8 protein-coding genes, 1 tRNA gene and 1 pseudogene are annotated in these 22637 nt (G+C 72.9%); 3 read left to right on the top strand and 7 right to left on the bottom strand.

Annotated elements, in window-relative coordinates; translation table 11 throughout:
• The first annotated feature begins 93 nt into the window (after positions 1–93).
• Positions 94–1845 (top strand): bifunctional 3'-5' exonuclease/DNA polymerase, encoded by a 1752-nt coding sequence (locus OG802_RS19750; protein WP_329412294.1) that lies wholly within the window; start codon positions 94–96, stop codon positions 1843–1845.
• On the opposite strand, the gene OG802_RS19745 is transcribed toward OG802_RS19750, so the two are convergent.
• Both OG802_RS19745 and OG802_RS19740 read right to left on the bottom strand, forming a co-directional pair.
• Complete coding sequence (locus tag OG802_RS19745) at positions 1846–5640, bottom strand: AfsR/SARP family transcriptional regulator (protein WP_329412292.1); 3795 nt, start codon at positions 5638–5640, stop codon at positions 1846–1848.
• A 420-nt stretch (positions 5641–6060) separates the two neighbouring features.
• On the bottom strand, positions 6061–6990 hold the full coding sequence (locus OG802_RS19740) for a glycosyltransferase family 2 protein (protein ID WP_329412290.1): 930 nt from the start codon (positions 6988–6990) through the stop codon (positions 6061–6063).
• Between the two features lie 268 nt (positions 6991–7258).
• On the opposite strand from OG802_RS19740, the gene OG802_RS19735 reads away from it, so the two are divergent.
• Positions 7259–8218 (top strand): D-2-hydroxyacid dehydrogenase family protein, encoded by a 960-nt coding sequence (locus OG802_RS19735; protein WP_329412288.1) that lies wholly within the window; start codon positions 7259–7261, stop codon positions 8216–8218.
• Positions 8219–8332: 114 nt separating this feature from the next.
• On the opposite strand, the gene OG802_RS19730 is transcribed toward OG802_RS19735, so the two are convergent.
• The 3 genes from OG802_RS19730 to OG802_RS19720 all read right to left on the bottom strand — a co-directional run bounded on the left by OG802_RS19730 (position 8333) and on the right by OG802_RS19720 (position 19970).
• Positions 8333–8806 carry a hypothetical protein gene (locus OG802_RS19730; RefSeq protein ID WP_329412286.1) on the bottom strand — a complete coding sequence of 158 codons (474 nt, stop codon included), beginning with the start codon at positions 8804–8806 and terminating at the stop codon, positions 8333–8335.
• Between the two features lie 87 nt (positions 8807–8893).
• Positions 8894–15403 (bottom strand): RHS repeat domain-containing protein, encoded by a 6510-nt coding sequence (locus tag OG802_RS19725; RefSeq protein WP_329412285.1) that lies wholly within the window; start codon positions 15401–15403, stop codon positions 8894–8896.
• Positions 15404–15617: 214 nt separating this feature from the next.
• Entirely contained in the window at positions 15618–19970 is a 4353-nt protein-coding gene (locus OG802_RS19720) for a LamG domain-containing protein (RefSeq protein ID WP_329412283.1), read from the bottom strand.
• A gap of 214 nt (positions 19971–20184) precedes the next feature.
• Here OG802_RS19720 and OG802_RS19715 point away from each other — a divergent pair.
• Positions 20185–20600 (top strand): annotated as a pseudogene (locus tag OG802_RS19715) (site-specific integrase); the annotation flags it as partial.
• 140 nt (positions 20601–20740) lie between these two features.
• Here OG802_RS19715 and OG802_RS19710 read toward each other — a convergent pair.
• Positions 20741–20814 (bottom strand) — tRNA-Thr (locus OG802_RS19710).
• A 107-nt stretch (positions 20815–20921) separates the two neighbouring features.
• A complete protein-coding gene (locus OG802_RS19705) occupies positions 20922–22499 on the bottom strand; it encodes an alpha/beta hydrolase (protein WP_329412281.1) in 1578 nt (525 codons plus the stop codon).
• Positions 22500–22637: the final 138 nt, after the last annotated feature.

The raw sequence follows: 22637 nt of genomic DNA, 5'->3' as shown, positions 1-22637 counted from the left end.
AATCCGGGGGCGGGCGAGAGGGTGACGGCGGGCAGGCGACGGCCGCCGGGCTTGAGCAGGGCCGTTGTCAGACCCTCCTGCCACACTCGCAGCATGGCCGATCGGTGGGCTCTCGCCCCGGCCGAGGACGGCGGTGTGGAACTCGCCCCCCTCGGCCCCGGCGGGCTGCCCGCCGGGCCGGTGCTGCGCGAGCCCGACCTCGCCCGTGCCGTGCGCGAGCGGCCCGACGTCGCCCGCTGGGTCTGGCGCTCCACGGCCGAGGTCTATCCGTCGCTGCTCGCCGCGGGGGTGCGGGTGGAGCGGTGCTACGACGTGGAGGACGCCGAGACGCTTCTGCTGGGCCACGAGGGCCGGTCGGGCGAACCCCGCTCGGCGGCCGCCGCACTGGCCCGGCTGCGCGGCGGTCCCGTACCGCCTGATCCGCCCTCGCGCGCGGCCGCCCCCGGCGCGCAGTCATCGCTGTTCGAAGCGCGGGCCGCCGCCCGGCTGCCCCTCGACGACCTTCTCGCCGTCTACGCCGACCAGCAGCGGCGCCACGAACTGACGCTGCACCCGGAGCGGATGCGGCTGCTGACGGCGGCCGAGTCGGCCGGGATGCTGGTGGCCGCCGAGATGAACCGGGCCGGGCTGCCCTGGAGCGCCCCGGTGCACCGCGCGGTCCTGCACGACCTGCTCGGCGAGCGTTACGCGGGCGGCGGCGAGCCCCGGCGGCTGGCCGAGCTGGCCGACGAGGTCTCGGCCGCCTTCGGCCGCCGGGTCCGCCCCGACCTGCCCGCCGACGTCGTCAAGGCCTTCGCGCAGGCCGGGATCAGGGTCCGGTCGACCCGGCGCTGGGAGATCGAGTCCCTCGACCACCCGGCCGTGAAGCCGCTGATCGAGTACAAGAAGCTGTACCGCATCTGGGTGGCCCACGGCTGGTCCTGGCTCCAGGACTGGGTGCGCGACGGGCGGTTCCGCCCGGAGTTCCTCGCGCACGGCACCGTCACCGGCCGGTGGGTGACCAACGGCGGAGGCGCGCTGCAGATCCCCAAGATCATCCGGCGAGCCGTCGTCGCCGACCCGGGCTGGCGGCTCGTCGTCGCCGACGCCGACCAGATGGAGCCCCGCGTGCTGGCGGCGATCTCCCGCGACCCCGGGCTGATGGAGGTCGCGGGCCGGGAGAGCGACCTCTACCAGTCCGTCTCCGAGCGCGCCTTCTCCGGCGACCGCGGCCAGGCCAAGCTGGCCGTCCTCGGCGCGGTCTACGGCCAGACCTCCGGCGACGGCCTGAAGAACCTCGCGGCGCTGCGCCGCCGTTTCCCGCGCGCGGTGGCCTACGTCGACGAGGCCGCCAAGGCCGGCGAGGAGGGCCGGCTGGTGCGGACCTGGCTGGGCCGGACCTGCCCGCCCGCGGCCCGGACCGGCGACGCGGGGTCGGAGGAGGCCGGCATCCCGCTCCCCGAGGACGACGCCGACGGCCCCGGCGCGAGCCACGCGGCGAGACGGCGGCGGGGCGACGGCGACGGCGGGGAGGGCGACGGACAGGAATGGGTGCCGGGATACGCGTCGACCAACGCCCGCGCGCGGGGGCGCTTCGCCCGCAACTTCGTCGTCCAGGGCAGCGCGGCCGACTGGGCGCTGCTGATGCTCGCCGCGTTGCGCCAGGCCTGCGCCGGGATGGCCGCCGAGCTGGTCTTCTTCCAGCACGACGAGGTGATCGTGCACTGTCCCGAGGAGGAGGCCGAGCAGGTGGCCGCGGCGATCCGCGAGGCCTCCGACCTGGCCGGGCGGCTCACCTTCGGGGAGACGCCGGTGCGGTTTCCGTTCACCGTCGCGGTGGTGGAGTGCTATGCCGACGCCAAGTAGTCAGCCCCGGCCGGCGAGCAGCTCGCGAAGCTCCACGGCGACCGCCGTCTCGTCCGTGCCGTCCAGCGCGTCGAGCGCCGACCGCCACTCCTCGAACGCGCGCTCCTGCTCTCCCCGCTCCCGCAGCAGCAGACCGTGCTGGTGGCGGGCCAGCGCGGCCGTGTAGCGGTCGGCGCGGGCCTCGGCCCGGCGCAGCAGCTCGGCGCACTCCCCCAGCGCGCGCTCGGCCCGGCCCAGCGGGCGCAGGGCGCGCACGAGGCCCAGCCGCGTCTGCGACTCGCCGTGCCAGTCCCCGTGCGCGCCGAGAAGGCGCAGGCTCTCCTCGAAGTGCGGCAGCGCGGCGGCCGGCTCCCCCAGCGCGAGGTGGGCGTAGCCGATGTTGCAGTGCGCCGAGTGCTGCACGATGACGGCACCGATTCCGGTCCCGATGGCCAGGGACCGCCGGTGCTGCTCGATGGCGGCGCGCGGGTCGGTGTGCTCGTACAGGTTGCCGAGATGGCTGTGGGCCACGGCCTCGCCGTGCGGGTCGCCCAGCCGGCGTGAGAGCTGGAGGCTGTGGCGCAGCGCCGTCCCGGACTCCTCGTACCGCCCGAGCGCCTCCAGCAGCAGGCCCCGGTTGTTGAGGCAGCGCCGGATCCAGGAGAGGCGGCCCAGCCGCAGCCAGATGGCCAGGGCGCGGCCGTTGAGGTCGAGCGCGTCGCTCTGGCGGCCGGTCAGGAAGTGCAGGCCCGCGAGGTCGCCCAGTGCGTAGGCCTCGGCGGCCTCGTCGCCGAGCAGCCGCGCCACCCGCAGCGCGGTCCGCCCGAGCACCTCCATCTCGGCGACCCGTCCGCGCCGTTGCAGGCAGGGCAGCAGAAGCCGCAGCAACGTGGAGACGAGCCCCGGCTCGGAAGCGGCCGAACCGGCCGACGACCCGACTCCCCGAACTTCCCGGACTTTCCGGACTTCCCCGGCCCCCTCCACCGCCTCGACCCGCCCCACCGCCTCGACGTCCCCAGCTGCCCCGGCCGCTCCGGCTGCCCCGGCCGCCCCAGCCGCTCCGGCTGCCCCGGCCGCGCTGCCCGCCACCAGGGCGACGATGTTCTCCAGCTCCGTTTCCACCCACCCGAAGGCCTCCTCGGGGCCGGCGAAGGCGGGCGCCCCCGCGAGATACGCCGTATGGGCGACGGGCTGGGCCGAGGTCGGCCGGCGCCGGTCCTCCAGATCGAGACCCGCCTCGACGACGGCGACCAGCGCACGCTCGGCCACGGCCGCGTACCAGTGCAGGGCGACCGTCCGGGCCCGCGCGACGGCGGGCGCCCGGACCTGCCGGCCGGTCGCGGGCCCGGTCGCAGCCCCGGCCACCGGCCCGGTTGCGGGCCCAGTCGCGGGACCGGCCGCAGGCCCGATTGCGGGACCGGCCGCAGCCCCGACCACAGGCCCGGTCGCAAGTCCGGCCACAGCCCCGGCCGCAGCCCCGGTCGCGGGACCGGTTGCGGGACCGGTTGCCGGATCTGTCTCGGGGCCGGTCGCCGCGAGTTCGCGGGCGAAGTCGCGCACCAGGTCGTGGGGGGTGTAGCGGCCGTAGGCCCGCTCCTCCAGCAGGGCCACGTCGACGAGACGGTCCAGGGCGGCCTCGGCGCGGGACTCGTCGGCGTCGAGGAGGCGGGACAGCAGCGGGACGCCGTACTCCGGGAGGTCGAGCGCGCCGATGCGCCGCAGCACCCGGGCCGCGTCCCGGTCGGCCTCGCGCTCCGAGGCGGCGAGCGCGTCGTGCGCCACGGCCAGGGACCGGCGGACGCTGAGGTCGTCGTACTCCAGATGCGCCAACCTGCTCTCCGCCTCTGCCAGTTGACGGGCCAGCATGTCCGGCGTGAGGGCGCTGCGCGCGGCGAGGCGGGCGGCGACGACGCGCAGGGCGAGCGGCAGGCGGCCGGTGAGGCCGACGAGCGGGTGGCCCGCGCCCAGCTCCGCCCGCCCCTCGCCGGGGCCGGCGGCGGCCCGCAGCAGCGCGGCGCTGTCCCCGGCGGACAGCGGAGCGAGCGGGACGCGGTGAGCGCCGTCCAGGGCGGTCAGCGGCGAGCGGCTGGTGACGATCACCGCGCACCCGGCGCCGGCCGGCAGCAGTGGGCGGACCTGGGCGGCGGTCGCCGCGTCGTCCAGGACGATCAGGGTGCGGGTGGGGGCGAGCACGGTGCGCAGCAACGCGGCCGCCGCGTCGGGGTGTTCGGGGATGCGGCAGGGTTCGACTCCGAGGTCGCGCAGGAGGGCGGTGAGCGCCTGGCCTGCGGTCAGCGGGGTCACGCCGGGAGTCGCGCCGTGCAGGTGGACGTAGAGCTGACCGTCGGGGAAACGTTCCCGCATGGCGTGCGCGGCGTGCAGCGCAAGCGCGCTCTTGCCGACGCCGGCGGTGCCGCTGAGCACCACGACGGCCGGACCCCGCCCGCCGAGACCCTCCCCCAGCCCGTCGCCAGGCCCGTCGCCAGGCCGGCCGTCGGATCCGTCGTCGAGCCCTTCTCTCAGAACCTCGCCGACGCCCGGCGCGAGGGTGCCGCGGAGCCGGCGCAGGGTGTCGACGCGGCCGATGAAGCAGGCCGGGGGCGGGGGCAGTTGGGCGGGGCGGGCGTGCCGCACCCGCCGGACCGCGGGCTCGCCCTCACCCTCGACCTCGAACCTGCTCTCGGACCTGCCCTTGGACTCATCCTCGGAGCCCTCGGGCCCGGCAACGGCGGAAGAGGCGGCGGCGGAAGCGGCAGCGGCGGAAGCGGCAGACCGGGCCGCGGGACCGGCGACGGAGAGCGCGGGTGCGGTCGCGCCGGTGGCGGCGGGGGCGTCGGCCGTGGGGCCGAGGACCTCCACATGGGCCTCGCGGACGGCCGGGCCGGGCTCGACGCCGAGTTCCTCGACGAGACGGGTGCGCAGGTCGCGATGGACGGCGAGGGCCTCGGCCTGGCGGCCGGTGCGGTGCAGGGCGAGCATCAGCTGGCGGTGGAAGGACTCGCGCAGCGGATGTTCGGCGGCCAGGGCCGTCAGCTCCGGCAGCCGGTGCTCGAACCGTCCGTCCCCGAGGGCGAGTTCGGCGTCGTGCCGCCATTCGAGCAGGAGCAGCCGGGCTTCCCGCAGGCGTCGTACGAAGGCGTATCCGCCCAGTTCGGCGGGGAGCCCGCTGAGCGGGGCGCCCCGCCACAGCGCGAGCGCCGCCGCGCACTCGCACAGGACCCGTTCCCAGTTCCGGGCGGCGTGCGCACCACGGGCGGCGGCGACGTGCCGGTCGAAGACATGGACATCGAGTTCGCCCTGTTCCACCCGGAGCCGATAGCCGGACCCCACGGCCCGCAGCCGTCGCGGGTCGTCGAGCAGCCGGCGCAGCCGGGTCACGTGGTTGTGCAGCGAGGCCTGGGCGGACGCCGGCGGAGCGCCGCCCCACAGGGCCTCCTTCAGCGAGTCGACGGGGACGGTCCGGCCCGCTTCCAGGAGCAGGGCGGCCAGCAGCGCGCGCACCTTGGGGCTGCGGACGGCCTCGTAGGGGGCGCGGGCGCGTCGGACGTCCCCGGAGGCGGCGGCGCCGGCTTCGGGCCGGGGGTGGGGGTGGGGGTGGGGGTGGGGGTGGGGGTGGGGGTGGGCCGCGTGCCCGGTGAAGGGCGTGGCCACGCTCCCGGATCCGGCGGCGGCCTCCGCCGAATCGACCGGTTCGGCCGATTCGGCCAGGTCGGCCGGTTCGGCGGCGTCGGCGAGGTCCGCGAGGCCGGCCGGGTAGAGGACCGGGGGGCCCAGCAGCCCGAACCGCAGCCCGTACCGCCGCATCACGCCGCCCATCGCCCTTCCGCGCCCGGCCCCCGCCGGGTCGCCCTGTCGAGTCGCCCGCGCTCCGGGCGGGTACCCCGCCGTGCTGGCGGAATTCCGCCCCCGGCCGCCGGTTTCCCGCCACCCGGGGCCCGGCGGTGCACCGGGCGATGCCCGTCGGAGACGGCCGTCGGTGCGGCCGGCGCCCCGGGTCGTCCAGCGACTTCAGGCCAGATGACCAGCGACGACGCGGCGAACCATTGGCCACATGTTAGCGATCCGTTGGCGCGGCCTGGTGTGATCAGACTCTCGGATCCGGCCCGACGGCGCGCGCGTATCGACGCGCAGCTCGGGGGAGTGTCGCCGCTGCGGCCGGTTTCGGGGGCATAGGGGGCCTCGGTCGTCGGAGGTGAACGACCGAGGCCCGCCCTGTGCCCCGGACGGCCCGCGGACTCAGATGACCGGCGGCCTGCCCAGCCGGGTGAGCCGCCACACCGTCCGCCACTTCATGGGCCGGCGCGGGCCCGCGGGCTTCCGCACGCCTTCCGCGAACCCGCCGAACCACGCCCTCAGTCCGGCGAGCGAGCGCGTGCGCAGCAGCGTGACGGCGATCCAGACCCCCAGGTGGACCGGGACGAGCGGCAGCGGAAGATTGCGCCGGACGAGCCAGACCCGGTTGCGGGCGGTGACACGGTGGTAGATGGCGTGCCGGGCGGGCGAGGTCTTGGGGTGCTGGAGCAGCAGCTCGGGCGCGTAGAGGATCTTCCAGCCGGCGTCGGTGGCGCGCCAGGCCAGGTCGGTCTCCTCGTGGGCGAAGAAGAACTCGGCGGGCCAGTCGCCCGTCTCCTCGAGCATGGCCGTGCTCAGGGCGTGGCCGCCGCCGAGGAAGCCGGTGACGTACCCGCCCTGCAAGGGGTCGGAGGCGCCGACGCGCGGCACGTGCCGGCGCTGGGTCTCCCCGTGTTCGTCCGCGATGCGGAAGCCGACGATGCCCAGCCGCGGGTCGGCCGCGTACAGGTCGCGGACGCGGCGCAGGACGTCGGCGTCGACGAGCAGCCCGTCGTCGTCCAGTTCGACGACGACGTCGACGTCCCCGAACTCGCGCAGCCGGGCCAGACCGACGTTGCGGCCGCCGGGGCAGCCGAGGTTCTCGTCGACGTCGATCGTGGTGACCTCGCCGGGGAGGGAGAGCCGCGCGGCGAACTCGGGGAGCACACAGCCGTTGCCGACGATCACGATGCGGGCGGGGGCGAGGTCCTGCTTGGCCACCGACTCCAGCAGGGCGTCCACCTGGGCGGGCCGGTCCCCCATCGTCACCACGGCGACGGCGATCCTCGGCCCCGCCGCGTCTCCCGTGCCGACCGCGTCCCCCACGTCCACCATGTCCCTCTCACTCCGTCCGGTTGTCGACGGCGGCCGCGTTCCGTGTGCGCCGCGGCTGCCTCGTGCACCTAGATGGTGCCTCAGATGCCGCCGCCGCTCCGACAGCCCCCGTTCCGCCCCTTCCACCGGGCCGACGGCAGGGGCGGGACTCGGGCGCTCACGTCTCCCCCCGTAATCTCGGGGACGGCCCCTCCCACCTGGGAGAAGAGTCACGATGAAGACCCAGGAACAAGAGCCGCCTCGAAGACCACCGCCTGGAGGAAACGCCGTGCCCTTCCGCTGTGCCGTACTCGACGACTTCCAGAACGTCGCCACGGGCCTCGCCGACTGGTCGGCCCCCGGCCATGAGCTGGAAGTGGTCCCCTTCACCCGGCACGTCGGCGACGAGGACGAACTCGCGGCGGCGCTGGCCGGGTTCGACTGCGTGGTCACCTTGCGCGAACGGGTCCCCTTCCCCGCGTCGCTGCTGGACCGGCTCCCCCGGCTGCGGCTGCTGATCGCCTCCGGCATGCGCAACTCGGTGATCGACTACGCGGCGGCGAAGGCCAACGGCGTGACGGTGTGCGGCACGCAGAGCTCGTCGACGCCGCCGGTCGAGCTGACGTGGGCGCTGCTGCTGGGCCTCGCGCGGGGGCTGGTGCGGGAGAACGCGGCCCTGCGGGAGGGCGGGCCCTGGCAGTCGACGGTCGGCGCGGACCTCCACGGCAGCCGGCTCGGCCTGCTGGGCCTGGGGAAGATCGGGAGCGCGGTGGCCCGGGTGGGACTCGCCTTCGGCATGGAGGTGAGCGCGTGGAGCCAGAACCTGACACCGGAGCGGGCGGCGGAGGTCGGTGTGCGACGGGCCCCGTCGAAGGAGGCGCTTCTCGCCGGGAGCGACTTCGTGTCGGTCCACCTGGCGCTGAGCGACCGCACCCGGGGCCTGCTGGGCCCGGCCGAACTCGCCCTGCTGAAGCCGACGGCGTACCTGGTCAACACCTCGCGCGCGGCGATCGTCGACCAGGACGCGTTGCTGGCGGCGCTGCGGGAGGGCCGGATCGCGGGCGCCGGCGTGGACGTCTTCGACGTGGAGCCCCTCCCCGCCGACCACCCCGTGCGCACCGCTCCCCGCCTGCTGGCCACCCCGCACATCGGCTACGTCTCGCGTGCCAACTACCAGCGGTACTACGGGCAGGCGGTGGAGGACATCAGGGCCTATCTGGCGGGAGCACCGGTACGGCTGCTGGGCTGACACCGGGGCGCCGCTCCGACGCCCGGTCACCGCTCTGACGCCTCGGACGCCCTGGACGTCCCCGGCCACCCCCTGTCTCGAGCCCCCGTGATCCGCCGTGATCCCCCGGCGGATCTACTCCGGCGGGTGTTCGCCCGACGGGTGCTCCCAGGAGGGGTCCACGGGGACGTTCCAGGCGCGCAGCATGGACAGGGCCGCCGCCCGGGTCCTCGGCCAGGCGAAGCGGAAGGCGCGGTCGAGCACCTCCCTGCTCTCCAGGAAGGACTCCACGAAGGTGAAATAAGCGGTGTCCGTCAGCCGGCCCGTGGGATCCTCCTCGAGCGCCTCGATGAATTCGAAACACCGCTTGAGGAAATCCTCCCCTTCCGCGTCGATCTCCGGGGATTCCATCAGGGGCTGAAACAGCGGATAAGCGAGAACGTCGGACAGGAGCGTTCCCGGACTGGTGTTGAGCTGCTCCCAGTGGGTCACGTCGGAAACGCTCAGATCGTGACGGGCGGCCGCCTGCTCGACATACGGTTCCACTTCCGGGAGCAGTCGCAGAAGCTGCGGGAACAGGTCGTCGGAGGATATCCCTTGCACGCCCACACTCCTTCTTATTGCGCTGGACGATGATACGCCACCGGCCGGGAGGTCCTCCCGGCCGGTGGCTGTCCGTGACAGGTGTCCGACGGGTCACGCCATCGGCGTCACCACATAGCAGTCATTGAAGAACACGCATCCCGCGCCCTGACCGTCGGGCACGACGTTCAGCGGGTCCGTGAGGGATTCGCTGAGCCGTTTCGCCGCTTCCCCGACGCCGTAGTTGTAGACGTCCACCGGGAACTGCGCGACGCTGGCGGCGCCGCCCACCACCCCGAAGGCCTTGGCGAATCCCCGGCCCTTGACCCTCTCGCCGGTGGGCACGGCCCGCTGCGGGGCCTTCGGGTGCAGGTTCTCGGGAATGGCGAACTTCTGCCCGGTGACCTCGCTCATCGACTCCGCCGAGAGGACGGACTTGACGAGCTTGGACACCGTCTTGTCGTAGCCGGACGCCTTCACCCGCTTCGTCACCGCCCCGGCGACGTCGTCCGCGTTGAGGGCCGTCCAGAGTTCCTTCGACTCGTTGAGCGCGACCTTGCGGTCGGAGTCGGAGAGGATTCCCTTTCCGGTGTCCTCCTTGGCCTTGCGGTCGTCCTCCAGCAGATCGCGAAGGCCGCCGAGTTTGTCGACCGTCTTCTCGATGTGCCATTTCGTTCCGTCACCGCCGAAGCCCTTGCCCTCGTTCATTTCCTCGATGAGGGCCGTGGCCGTCTTTCCGTCGCCCACCACATCCTTGTCCGCCACCTGCGGCCGGATGTACAGCTCCTTGATGATTTTCTCGAGGCGCTCGTTCTGCACCGTCGGCATATGGGCGCGCTTCTTGCCCATCCCGGGGTTGGGGTTCTTCTTGGGCTTCGAGGGCTTGCTCGGGATGATCCGGCCGCCCTGGCACTTGCCGGGGTTGTCCTGGCACCAGGCCATCATGTCCGGGTCGTAGTTGCCCGTCGGGTCGCTGCGCTTCAGCGGGTTGTTGTGCCCGTAGGCGTAGCCGTTGAGCTGCTGCGGGTCCGTCGGGTCGATCACCGCGTCGGCGCTGAGGAAGCGGCCCGTCCCCGGCTCGTACTCGCGGGCCCCGAGGTGGGTGAATCCGGTCGCGTCCTGCGTGCCGCCGACGAAGCCCTTGGTGCCCGGCCAGCTTCCGGCCGGCGGCACCGTGCCGCGGACCTCGCCGAACGGCATGGTGCGGCGCTGCACCAGGGCCTGGGTGGCGGCGTCGACGGCGAGTTCACCGGTGCCGTGCGGGTCGGCGACGACGAAGGAGACCTTGCCGTCGTCCTGACGCACGGCGCTCGCGCCGCCGAGGTCGTAGTACCGCCGGGCGGTCGTCTTCCCGGTGGCCTTCGTCCAGGTGATCTCCGTGGCTCCCAGGTACAGCGTCGACACACCGCCGGGACCGCGGCTGATCAGCCGCTTGCCGTCGGCGTCGTACAGGTACTGGGTGGTCGCGGAGCCTTCGGTGACGGAGGCGAGGTTGCCCTCGGAGTCCCACGCGAACGTCTGCTTCGCCCCGCCGCTCGGCGTGCGGGACTCCGTGCCGCCGCCGGGCTCGTAGGTGAACGTGTCCTTGCCGGTGACGGCTCCCGTCGAGGAGACCGACGTCAGGGTGTTCGGCTGCCCCTTGCCGTTCTCGTTGTAGCGGTAGGTGCGGGTGACGTCTCCCGCGGTCGTCCCGGTGGGGTCGTGCCGGGTGTCGGTGTCGCGGTTGCCCGCCGCCGTGTAGGTGTACGACTGCCAGTAGGGCGCGGGTCCGCCGAGGGCGGTGGCGGCGGGGGCCGACGCGCAGTCCCCGGCCGGGGTCCACGCCTCGGTCAGCCGCTGGAGGTAGTCGTAGCGGAAGCACTGCCGGTCGGTGCCCTGACGGGAGGCGTCGGTGACCGAGTCGACGTTGCCCGACTCGTCGTAGGCGTAGGTGACCGCCCGGTCGACCCCGGCCACGCCCTCGCGCTCGGCGCGGCTGGTGGACAGCAGCTGGGTGCCCGGCTCGTACGTGTTGTTGATCCAGACCCGCTTGCCCGCGTCGCCCAGCTCCAGCTCCTCCAGCTTCCCGGTGAGGCTGTAACGCGCGTTGCCGACGTATGTGCTGAGGCCCTCGGCCTTCACCACGCGCTGGAGGCCGTCGTAGGTCGGTGCGACCACCTCGGCGGGCAGGTTCCCCGCCGCCGGGTAGCTGGCGGACTTGACGGTCCCGTCGAGGTTGTAGGTGGTGTTGGTCTGGTAGCTGACGCCCGCGGAGCCGCCCAGTCCGGGTTCCGTGGACGGGATCGACACGGTCGTGCGCAGCGGACGGTACAGGTTGTCGTAGGCGTTGATCGTCTGCGTGTACCGGGCGCCGCCCGCGCCTCCGACGTAGCGGGTTGAGCTGCCCAGGTAACCCTTGCGCACGGTGTCGAAGGTCCAGGAGGCCAGCAGCGGGCCCGTGACGGAGTTCTCACGGGTCTCGGTGTGCCGGCCGAGCCGGTCGTAGACGAACGCGAGCGTCTTCTGACGGGCGACGTCGGTGGCGGTGGTGACCCGGTCCGCGTCGTCGTAGGTCGTCCTGGTGGCGCCCGAGTCGGGGTCGGTGGAGGTGAGCTGACGTCCCAGCAGGTCGTAGGTGTAGGTGCGGACCGTCTTGTCGGGGGCGGTGACCTTCGTCAGGTGCCCGTCGGCGTCGTGCTCGTACAGGGTGCTGTCGTAGGCGCCGGCCGGCGAGGCTCCGTGGAACTCGCGCAGCTCGGTGGTGTGGCCCGCCGCATCGAGCACCGTCGCGGTCGGCGTGGAGCCCTCCGGCGGGTCGACGGTGACGAGGTCGGCGCTGTAGGTGGTCGTGGTGCGGGACAGCTCCACGCCCACGCCGTTGCCGCGCAGCGTCCGGCTGACGGTCTGGCGGCCCAGGCCGTCGTACTCGCTGACCGTCTGGGTGTCCACCGAGCCCTGCTCGGTCACGCCGAAGAGCTTGGGCTCCGGCGCCTTGGCCGCGTAGTACGGCGCGTACTTGCGCGCCACCAGACCGCGGCTGTCGTAGAACGTGTCGTCGATCAGCCGGCCGCCGTCGGGGCCCGCGGACTGCGACTGCCGTGGCCGCAGCCAGCCGTCGTAGAGGATGTAGGACGACTGCTGGCCGCCGTCGTTCGTCAGCTTCCGGGCGACGACCGCGGCGATGTCGCCCTCCGCGATCCGGTAGCCGTACTCCAGGCTCGGCGTGGGGCTGGAGGCCTTGGGCCGGTTGGCGAGCCAGGCCTTGGTGAGCCGGCCCAGCGCGTCGAACTCGGCGTCGCTGCGCCGGCCGTTGGCGTCGATCGAGGCCGTGGGCAGCGAACGGACGCCGTCGAACTCTGTCACGACGGACTGCGCGCTGGACGGCGTGCCCGCGACGAGTTCGGTGCCGGTCACGGTGAGCGTGGCGGGCTTGGCGGTGGTCGCCGCGGTGAAGACGGTCGTGCTGGTCGCCCCCGAGGAGTCGGCGGTGGACTTGACCCGCCCGTAGCCGTCGTAGGCGCTGGTCTTCCAGCGGTAGTCGGGCGTGGTCCCCGTGTAGCCGACCAGTTCCTCCTGCTTGGTGAGCAGGCCGCGGGTCGGCGCCGCGCCGAAGGCGAGGGAGTCGTAGGTGTTGCGCTTGCGGGAGAGCAGGTGGGCGGGGTAGGTGACGGCCGTGCCGCACGGCACGTCGAGGACCTCGACCTGCTTGGGCAGGGACCGCAGCCAGGTGGTGGCGTTGTCGGCGTACTGGGTGGTGGTGCACTGCTCGTCGCCGGACGCGGCCTCACCGAGGTCGCTGTCCTCGATGACGCGTCCCAGGTCGTCGTACTTCGACGTGGTGGACGTCTGCTGCCAGCCGCCGTCGTGCTTGCGGTCCCAGGTGCGGGTCGCGGCCGTGCCGGTCAGGTTCGCGGTGACCGTGCCCCAGTCCCGCACCCGCTTGGCGGTCTCCTTCCGCCAGGGCGTGGTGACGGTCTTGCTCTCCACCGTGCCGCCCGGCCCGGTGTAGTCGACGGTCTTGAACTCGGTGCCCTGGAAGGCCTCGTGGTCGGTGAGGCTGCCGCCCTCGCCGTCGGAGACGGTCACCGCCTTGGTGCCGCCGGCGGCGTTCTTGCGGTCGCCGTCCATGCCCCGCAGGAACCAGTGCTCGCTCAGCGAGCGCATGCCGTCCCAGCCGCCCGACTGCACCTGGACGCGGCCGTAGCCGTTCCACTGCGACCAGGTCTTGTACTTCTCCTTGGTCAGTCCGTCGTCGTCGGCGTAGTGCCAGGCGGCGCCGTCCAGGTAGGCGTACCTGGTGACCATGTCGTCGGAGCCGCCGGTGCGGTCGGTCGCGACGACCTGGGTGACGACGTACTTGTTGAACCATTCCCGGACGGGGTCCGGGGCGCCGGCGGGCTGCCAGTACTGCGGGAAGCAGCGGGTGGTGTTGGTCTCGGGCGCGGGCAGTGCGGCGAAGTCGCACTCGGGCTCCGAGTAGGCGACGTCGATCGAGCCGCCCGACTCGTCGGAGATGTTGGCGAGGCGGTACTTGATGAAGGGCGCGATGCCGTCACCGAGCCGGTCGAGCCGGTTGGGGCCCTGCTTGTAGCCGAAGGTCACCTTGGGCAGCGTGATCGACGGGGTGGCGGACAGGCCGGTGTGCTGGATCGACTCCAGGAGCAGGGAGCGGTCGATGTCCGCGTCGCCCCACTTCTGCGCGAAGGTCCAGGCGTCGGCGTCCGCGTAGTCGCCCGAGGGCTGAAGGACCTGCGTGGTGACCTTGGTCAGCCGCTTGCGGGACCAGAAGGACGGCGAGAAGCGGCCCTTGTCGCAGTCGGTGCCCGCCTTGCAGTTGAGGTAGTAGGGCGTGTCCTCCCACCGGTTGGGGTTCTTCTCGATCTCCGTGGCGGCGCAGGCGGCGGCCGTCGCCTCGATGCACCGCTCGGTGTTGGTGAAGACGACCTTGCCGACCGCCTTGGCGGAGTACATCGTGTCGCTGCGCCGGCCGTACTCGATGCGGTCGATGACGCCGCCGCGCTCGTAGGAGGTGTCGTCGGCGGCCACGCGGTTGCGGCCGTAGGAGTTGGTCTCCGGGTCGTACCAGTACGACATGGCGTTGCCCTGGAGGTCGACCACGTAGTCGAGGTTCCAGCGCCAGGCCTGCCGGCACCAGGACGCGGCGAAGGTGGCCTGGTGGCAGGGCTCGTCGGCGTCGTTGCCGAAGACGGGCACGGTCCAGGTGGACTTCGTCTCGGGCTTGCCCGTGCTCCAGCCGGGGAGGCGGTTGTAGCCGAAGAAGTACTGGAGGCCGTCGGTGGTCGTCACCTTCCAGTACTCGCCGTCGTTGTCGCCGTTCGCGCGCCCGGCGGCGTCGCTGAGCTTCTCGACGCGGGTCCCGTCGTCGTTGCGGATCCGCCAGACGTCCTTGCCGGCCGGGATCAGTTCACCCGCGCGGCCGTTGAAGCTGATGGTGGCGTTGTCGTAGCCCCAGCACTGGTCGCCGGGGGCGTCGTCCCTGCTCCAGGAGCCGTCCTCGCCGCACGGCTTGTAGTGCCGTTCGATGAAGCCGGTGTTCATGTCGAAGCCCGAACCCACCCAGCTGGACTGGTTGTTGCTGGAGGTGGTCTGGCCGTCGACGGCGCCGGAGGAGTAGCCGACGGACAGCTTGGGCAGCAGTCCGCCGGGCACGGTCGGCGCGGTCAGCGGGTAGGACCAGGAGAAGTCGCCCGTCTGGAGACTGGTCTGCCATGCGGCGGACGACGACAGCGGGGTCGCGGTGTAGTCGCCGGCGCCCGCGGAGCCGCCGTCCGGGTCGGCCACCGCCGCGAGGAGCACGGCGGAGGCGGCGGGACGCAGCGCGACGGAGTCCGCGGAGACCGTGTGCTTCTCGCTGTCGTTGCGCCCGGCCACCGGCGTCGTCGTACGGCAGCGGGGCAGCTTCGGCGTGGTCAGCGCGCAGGAGGGCAGGGTGACCAGGCGCAGCCTCGCGCCGTAGTCGCCGCCGTAGGCCTCCCCGAACGCGGAGTAGTCGATGCTGACGCCGACGCTGCGGGCGCCGGCGGACGCCTTCGCGGGACCGGCGGCGGCGACGGACACCAGGACGCCGTCGAGGCCGAGGCCGCGGGCGGTGTCCTTGGGCAGCAGCCGCACCTGGGCCCTGGCGGAGCCGGTCGCCGCAGGGGCGGCCGACAGCCGGACGGGCAGGCCGGGCACGGGCAGTTGTGCGACGGCGGGTCGTGCGCCCTTCGCGCCCGCCGCCTTCCGACCCGCGTACGGGACCCGGGCGGACGGGGCGGAGGAGGCGGACGAGGCGGAGGGGGCGGACGGATTGGTGGGGGCGACCGGGGTGGTCGTGGTGGCCCCGGTGGTCGTGGTGGTCGTGGGCAGCTCGACCAGTGCGGAGCCGGCCGCCGGCCAGGCGGCGCGGGGCGCACGGCGCGGTCCCCGCGCCAGCCCGTCCGCCTTGCGCGGCTTGGTCTTGAGCGCCTTGCCGGGCACGGGACGGTCGGCCTCGACGGGCGAGGTGTGCCGGACGCCGCCCGACGTCGGCGCGGCCAGCGCCGGCTCGGCCTGGAGCAGCGAGCCGGCCATGAGCGCGGTCACCGCCAGGGTGGTGTACCGGAGGAAGCGGCCCGCGCGAGGCGGCCGTATGGGTCTGGACAACCCGAATGGTCCTTACGTTGGTGGGTGGGGTGGGGTCGGTCCGGTCGCGTGCGGAGCCCGTGGGCCCGCCGGATGCGGGCCCACGGGCCGGGAGGGAACGCGTCGCCGCGACCGTCCGGAAGGGTGCGAGCTACGGGTCACGAATCGCAGATCGCGGACTGCGGACAGCGGATCGCGGATCGCGGATCGCGGACAGCTACCTGCTACCTGCGGGTCACGGGCCTGGGACCGTGTCCAGGGACTCCCCGTTGCCGAGCTTGGCGATCTGGGCCTCGCTCGCCACGCCGGAGAAGATCCACACGTCGTCGATCACGCCCGGCCAGTACTCGCCGGTGGTCCCGTTCTCCTTGTTGCGTCCGAACTGCAGCTGCTTGGTCGCCTGGAACGGCTGGACGTTGGCCCGCCACGACATGGCGTCCTCGACCTGCTCCAGATGACCGTTGACGTACAGCCGCGCCTCGTCGGCGAAGGCGTCGTAGACGACGGCCAGGTGGTCCCACTCGAATTCCGACTGGAAGGCCGAGTGCCGTACCACCGGCCGGGCCGCGCCGGCCGTGTCCGCGCCGGGCAGCTCCAGTTCGTAGCCGCCGCTGTTCTCCGGGTCCGCGGGGTCCGGCGCGTAGCGCACGGTGAAGGCGCTGTTGACGGCTCCCTCCGCCGACAGGACGGTGACCTTCTTCTGCGGACGCGCCGCGGTGGTCACCCAGGCGGTGGCCGTGAAGCTCTCCTTGGTGTTCACCGGGACCGTCGGGGCGGCGGCGTAGTCGTCCAGTCCGTCGAGGACGAGACCGCCCGCGCCGACCCATCCCGCGCCGGGCTGCACGGCGGCCTGGGAGGCCAGGACCGCGGACCGCTTGCCTGCGGTGTCGTCCGGGCTGGAGGCCGGCGTGCCCGCCGTCGTGGCGTCGAACTTCCAGCGGCCCTTGACCTGCGGATGCTGCTTGAACAGGTCACCGGCCTCGTCCTTGGAGACCACCCGGTCGTACAGACGCACGTCGTCGATCTGCCCCTTGAAGAACGAGTCGGGCCGTGCGCCGTACGATCCCGCGCCGACCTGCACCGGGCCGGTGGCGTCCCACGGAGCGGGCGTGAACGGCACCGTGGAGACGAGGCCGCCGTCCACGAAGAGCCGCAGCTCCTTCAGCGTGGAGTCGTACACGCCGAGGAGGTGGTGCCAGCTGTCGCCGGGGTAGACCTGGTCGGCGGCGGGCTTGCCGAGGTTGGCCATCGCCCGGGTGGGCTGGACCCCGGCCGTGTCGGAGTTGTACCGGTTGAAGACCCAGCGGCGGTACGAGCCCGAGTAGTACAGCTCGAAGCCGCTCTGCTGGGCGCCCGCCTGGGTCGCGATGATCTGCGCCGTGTCCGACTCCGTCCGGGGCAGCTTCGCCCAGGCGGCCACCGAGAAGCTGCGCAGGGTGTTGACCGCCGGTCCGGCGGTGCTCGCGTAGCCGCCCGAGGCGGAGCTGAGGTCCAGGGCGCCGGACACGTTCCCCGGGACGCCGAACGCGGCGCCGGTTCCCTTGAGGACGAGCGGGTTCACCTGGCTCGCGCCGCGCGCGACCCGCGAGGAGGCGGGGTCGTCGAAGCTCCAGACCGCCTTGGCCGGACGGCCGGTGGTCACCGGCTCCTGGCGGGCCAGCCGGCCGATGTCCGCCGCGGCCAGCGGACGGTCGTAGACGGCGGTCTCGTCGATGGCACCCTTCCACGGGTCCACGTAGGCCCCGTTGTACTTGGCCCGGCCGAACTGGAGGTTCGCGGCGGCGTGCCAGGGGGTGGACACGGCGGACGTGCCGGCCGCGACGCCGTCCACGTACAGGGTGTACTTCCCGGCCGTCGCGTCCCGCACGGCGGCGAGGTGGGTCCACTTGCCGATCTCCGGCGCGGCCGGTGACAGCACCTGCTGGACGGCGAAGCCGGCGCCCGCGGCGTCCTTCGTGGGCACGCGCAGCGCCCAGCGCTTGCTGCCTCCCTCGTACCCGAGGTAGAGGCCCGCGTGGTAGGTGCCGTCGACGCTGACGGCCGTGGCGGTGCCGGCGTCCGAGTCGAGGCGCACCCAGGTGGAGACGGTGTAGTCGCCGTCGGTCTCCAGCAGATGCGGGCCGGCGGCCGCGTAACCGTCCGTGGCCGCGTCGCCGTTCAGGGCGAGGGCCGTGCCGCGCACGCCCGGTTCACCGAGAGCCGCGGTTCCGTCCAGCTGGGCGGGACGGTCTCCGCCGTCGCCCGGGTCCTGCGTCGAGCCGGCCGGGGCGTCGAGGGTCCAGGCGGCGCGTTCGGACTGGCCGGTGGCCACCCGGAACTGGTAGGAGCCGATCGTGCTGTCGTTGTTGTTGGCGTCCCAGGCCTGCACGTAGAGGGTGTTGAGCCCCGGCCGGGTCGGCATCACGTCGATGGAGACGGGCGCTCCGGGCGACGCGGGTTTGCGCTCGTTGGCCGAGGTCGGGTCCGCGTTCAGGCCGAACCAGTACTTGGTCACGTCCGCCGCGGTCGAGTCGATGGTGAAGCGGCCGTAGCGTCCGACGCCGTCCAGCCAGGGATCGAGCGGGTCGTCGGTGTGCGAGGCGGGGTACTGGGCGGAGGCCACGGTCGGCGCGGCCGGGTGCTTGGAGTCGTAGGTCAGGTAGCAGCCGGTCTGGGTGTCACCCGCGTAGCTCCAGGGTCCCCACAGTTTGCCGTCCGAGGCGCGCACGCTCCACGCCGTCTTGGTGTTCTGCGGAATCGTCGACGGGAGCGTGATCGTGTACGCCTGCCCGGAGGCCTTGGGGCCGATACGGCCGGAGTCCCAGTGCTGCTTCCAGCCGTCGCCCGCGTCCCACTCGACCTTGAACTCGGCGTACACCTGGTCCTTGTCGGGGTCCGACAGGACGGCCGTCGCCTTGGGAATGACGTTGACGGCCTTGGGCGCCAGCGTGCAGGTCCCTCCGGGAGACATGGTCAGCTGGGACTGCTTGGGCTGGTTCGGCGGGTTGTTGTACTCGACGCGCAGGAAGCCGTTGCCCGCGAAGCGCTTCCACTGGTTCTCGGCGCTCTCGTTGGGGGCCTTGAGACCGAAGGTGAGCGACGTCTGCTTGTTGGCGGCGGCCCAGGCGACCGCGTCCTTGGCGTTGAACTCCAGGTCGCCGTCCGGGCAGGAGGCGGTCGCGCCCTTGGCCGCCGTCACGGTCGGCATCTGGTCGATCCAGTAGCCGGAGGCCTTCTGGTCGTTCCAGGACGTCGTCGAGGTGAGCGGCTTGGTGCGCCAGAACTCCACCGGCTGCTTGGTGCAGTTGTAGGCGAACGTCTCCCGCACGACGAACTCGGCGCTGGTGATGCTCTTGCCCGCGAAACTGGTGACGGGCAGCTTGTAGAAGAGCCGCTTGGCGTCGTTGGGCGCGCACTTGAGACCGGTGAAGTTCGGCGGGCAGAAGCCCATGCCCGAGTCGGCGGCGCCGTCGAACTTGTAGAAGTCCGAGTCGGGGTAGGCGCGGGAGACCATCGCGTACGCGGACGCGCGCGGCGAGGACCAGGACGGGTCGATGAACACCGGGTAGTGCGTGTCCCCGCCGGAGAGCAGCTCCGGGTCGGGGGTGAGGAGGAGGGCGTTCCCGGACACCGAGGCGTCCACGTCGGCCCGCGCCGAGGTCTCGCCGGGCCCCTCGTACAGCTCGTCGGCAACGGGAGCGGCGGCCGAAACAGCCTTCCCGGCCGCGGACTTGACGGAGGGCGCGACAGAAGGTGCGGACTTGGCGGAGGGCGCGGACTTGGCGGAGGGGACCGTACCCCCGGCCTCCGTGCCCGTGCTCGTCTTCGCTCCGGCTTCGCGGGAATCCCACATCACCGGCTGCGCGGCTTCGAAGGCCACACCGCCCGCCTGGGAGTCGACCGCCTGGAGCCCGCCGTCGGCGGTGGGACGGACGGTGAGCCCCTTGCCCGTCATGGGCAGCCGCAGTTCGGCGAGCGCGGGGTTGGCGGCCGCCTCGGCGCTCTTGACGACGACGACCTGGGAGAAGCCGTCGGGCTCCGCGGTCATCCGCAGGTCCACCCCCGGCAGGACCTCCGGATAGGTCACGGACGACCCGGAGAGCACCGGCGCGGGCAGGGCCCCGGCCCACGACAAGGACAGCTCGCGGCCCGCCTTGACCATCCTGACCAGCGGGTCCTTGCTGCCACCCGCCGAGAACACCACGTCGTTGGCGGCGGCCACGGGCGCGATGCCCACGCCGTCCACCCGCCGCAGACCGGTGTCGATGTCGACCCACCGGCCCGCCCGCCGGGTGCGCACCGGTTCCAGGTGCGTGATCTCGGTGAGGGTGCCGCCGGGATTGACGAACAGCTCACGGCTCGCGCCGCGTTCGGAGACGACCTCGACCCGTTTGCCGGCCTTCCGGGCCTGCTCCCGCGCCCGGTCGACGGCGGGGGAAAGGGTGTCCGGTGCGGGATCGTCGGCGACCCGGGACCCCGTCCCCGCCGTGTCCGAGGACTGCGCGACCGCGGTGGGCAGGGACGCCCCTGGTATCTGGCCGGTGAGCAACGCCCCGACCAGTAGGGAGACAGCGCCGACGGCAGCTCTCCCCCGAGTTCTTTCAGCCACGCCAGACCTCTCATACAATCTTCATAATGTGAAGATGACTATCTGGTTGGCTGGTTCACGCTGTCAATCGCCATTTCCCCGCCGCCAACTCCCGCTTCCCGGCCGGGAATCCGCCGGCCAAGGGACGATCCCCGGACACAACACCCGAACCCCCCACCCCACCCCGACGGCACGGCCAGGGGGCAGGAAGCCGACCCGGAGTCGGCCGACCACGGATGGCTCCTGGCTCCGCCCCGGCAAGGTGACCGACCTCTTCGAGCGCTTGGTTGCCGCTTCCGGCCTCCCGCAGATCCGCCTGCACGATGCGCGGCACGGCGCTGCCACCTTCACGCTCGCCGCCGACATCGCCATCGTGTCGGACACCCTCGAGCACAGCGACACCCGGATCACGCGTGACATCTACCAGAGCGTGCTCCCCCACGTGGGCAAGAGCGCCGCCGAGGCGACCGCGAAGGCCGTCCCCTCCAGCGCAAGGCCGAGGCCGAGAAGGCCACGCGTAAGGCCGCGAAGAAGGAGAAGGCAAGGAAGGCCGCGGCCAAGAACGCCGGCAAGGGCGGCCAGCGGAAGAGCGAGGCGAAAGCCCAGGCCAAGCCTGCCAAGAAGGTCACACGCCGCAAGCCCAAGAAGTAGGTCCCCGAGCGACTCCGCTCACGCATCGCTCACGCAGGCACTTCCACGGTGCCCCCGCCGTACGGCTCCCCATGCCCGATTCCGCCCCGGAAAAAGCAAAAGCCCCAGGTCACGGCGAGTGAGTCCTGAGGCTTCGGCAGAGCCGCCTTCGGGATTCGAACCCGAGACCTACGCATTACGAGTGCGTTGCTCTGGCCATCTGAGCTAAGGCGGCGCGCTGTCCGCACCATGGTGCGATCAGCAACGTCGGTAAGTCTACACAGTTTCCGGGGGTGCTCCGAACCCGCCCGGGGTGCGGGGGTGGAGGGCCGGTTGGGGGGTCTATGAGCAGCGCTTTCCCTTCGCCGGAGGGGTTCCGTGGAGGAGGTAGGCGTTGATCGCGGAGTCGATGCAGGCGCTGCCGCGGCCGTAGGCGGTGTGGCCGTCGCCCTCGTAGGTGAGGAGGCGGCCGGAGGCGAGCTGGCTCGCGAGGGAGCGGGCCCACGGGTAGGGCGTGGCCGGGTCGCGGGTGGTGCCGACGACGACGATGGGCGCGGCGCCCTTGGCCTGGATGCGGTGCGGCGCTCCCGTGGGCGCGACCGGCCAGTACGCGCAGCTCAGGGAGGCCCAGGCGAGGCCCTCGCCGAAGACCGGGGACGCCTTCTCGAAGGACGGCAGTGCCTTCTCGACCTGCTCCGGGGTGTCGAACGCCGCCGGGAGGTCCAGGCAGTTGACGGCCGCGTTGGCGGACATCAGGTTGGCGTAGCGCCCTCGCGGGTCGCGCTCGTAGTAGCTGTCGGAGAGGGCGAGCAGTCCCGCGCCGTCGTTCTCCCTGATCGCCGAGGTCAGCGCCTCGCGCAGTTGCTCCCACGTGCTCTCGTCGTACATCGCCGCGATCACGCCGGTGGTGGCGAGGGCCTCGCCGAGCTTGCGACCCCCCGCGTCGCCGGTGGGGATCGGGTGCGCGTCGAGCCTGCGGAAGAATTCCTTCAGGTCGGCGCCGACCTGGGCCGGTTTGGCGCCCTTGCCGCCGAGCGGGCAGTCGGCTTGCCGCACGCAGTCCTTCGCGAACGACTGGAACGCCGTCTCGAAGCCCGCCGTCTGGTCCAGGTTCAGCCTGCGGGCGGGCAGCGACGGGTCCATCGCGCCGTCCAGGACGAGCCGGCCCACCCGGTCCGGGAACAGGCCCGCGTACGTGGCGCCGAGGAACGTGCCGTACGACGCCCCCACGTATGTCAGCCTCCGGTCGCCCAGGATCGCGCGCAGGATGTCCATGTCCCGGGCCGCTTCCACGGTGGAGACGTGCCGCAGCAGCTTGGGCGCGTGCGCTCCGCAGCCCTCCGCGAACTTTTTGAAGGCGTCGACGAGGCGGGTCTTCTCCCGCTGGTCGTCGGGGGTGGTGTCGGTCTGCGTGTACGCGTCCATCGGCCGCCCGTTCAGGCACTCGACGGGTTCGCTGCGGGCCACGCCCCGCGGGTCGACGGCGACCATGTCGTAGCGGGCGCGGACCTCGGCGGGGTAGCCGACGCCGGCGTACTGCTGGAGGTAGCCCACTGCCGAGCCGCCCGGACCGCCCGGGTTCACCTGCAGCGAGCCGAGCCGCTTGCCCGGGCCCGTCGCCTTCTTGCGGGCGACGGCGAGCCGGAGGTCCCCGGCGCCCGGCTTCGCGTAGTCGAGCGGCGCCTTCATGGTGGCGCACCGGAAGCCGGGAACACCGCAGTCGCGCCAGCTCAGTTTCTGCCCGTAGTACGGGGAGAGCGCCGACGGCGTGGCCCGCGGCAGCGCGGCCAGCGCAGCAACCGCCGCGGAGCCCGCGGAGCTGGCCGGCTCGTTCGCGGAGCAGCCGGAGAGGAGCAGCGCGGCGAGGGAGAGCAGCGTGACGCCGGCACGGGACCTGCGGAGGGAGCGCCTGATGTGCATTCAGCGAGCGTAACTCTGTGCGACGGGATGAACGCCCTGCGTCCGCCAACTGCCACGGACGAGGGACCCCGTCAACCCCGGTCGACGACTCGCCCCGGCACGCGCCCGCTCTCTTGCCGGTTCTCCTGCCGGTTCTCT

It is taken from the genome of Streptomyces sp. NBC_00704, from assembly GCF_036226605.1.
Lineage (GTDB): Bacteria > Actinomycetota > Actinomycetes > Streptomycetales > Streptomycetaceae > Streptomyces.
The sequence above is the reverse complement of the archived record's forward strand: the minus strand, read 5'-3'. Positions and strand labels throughout refer to the sequence as shown.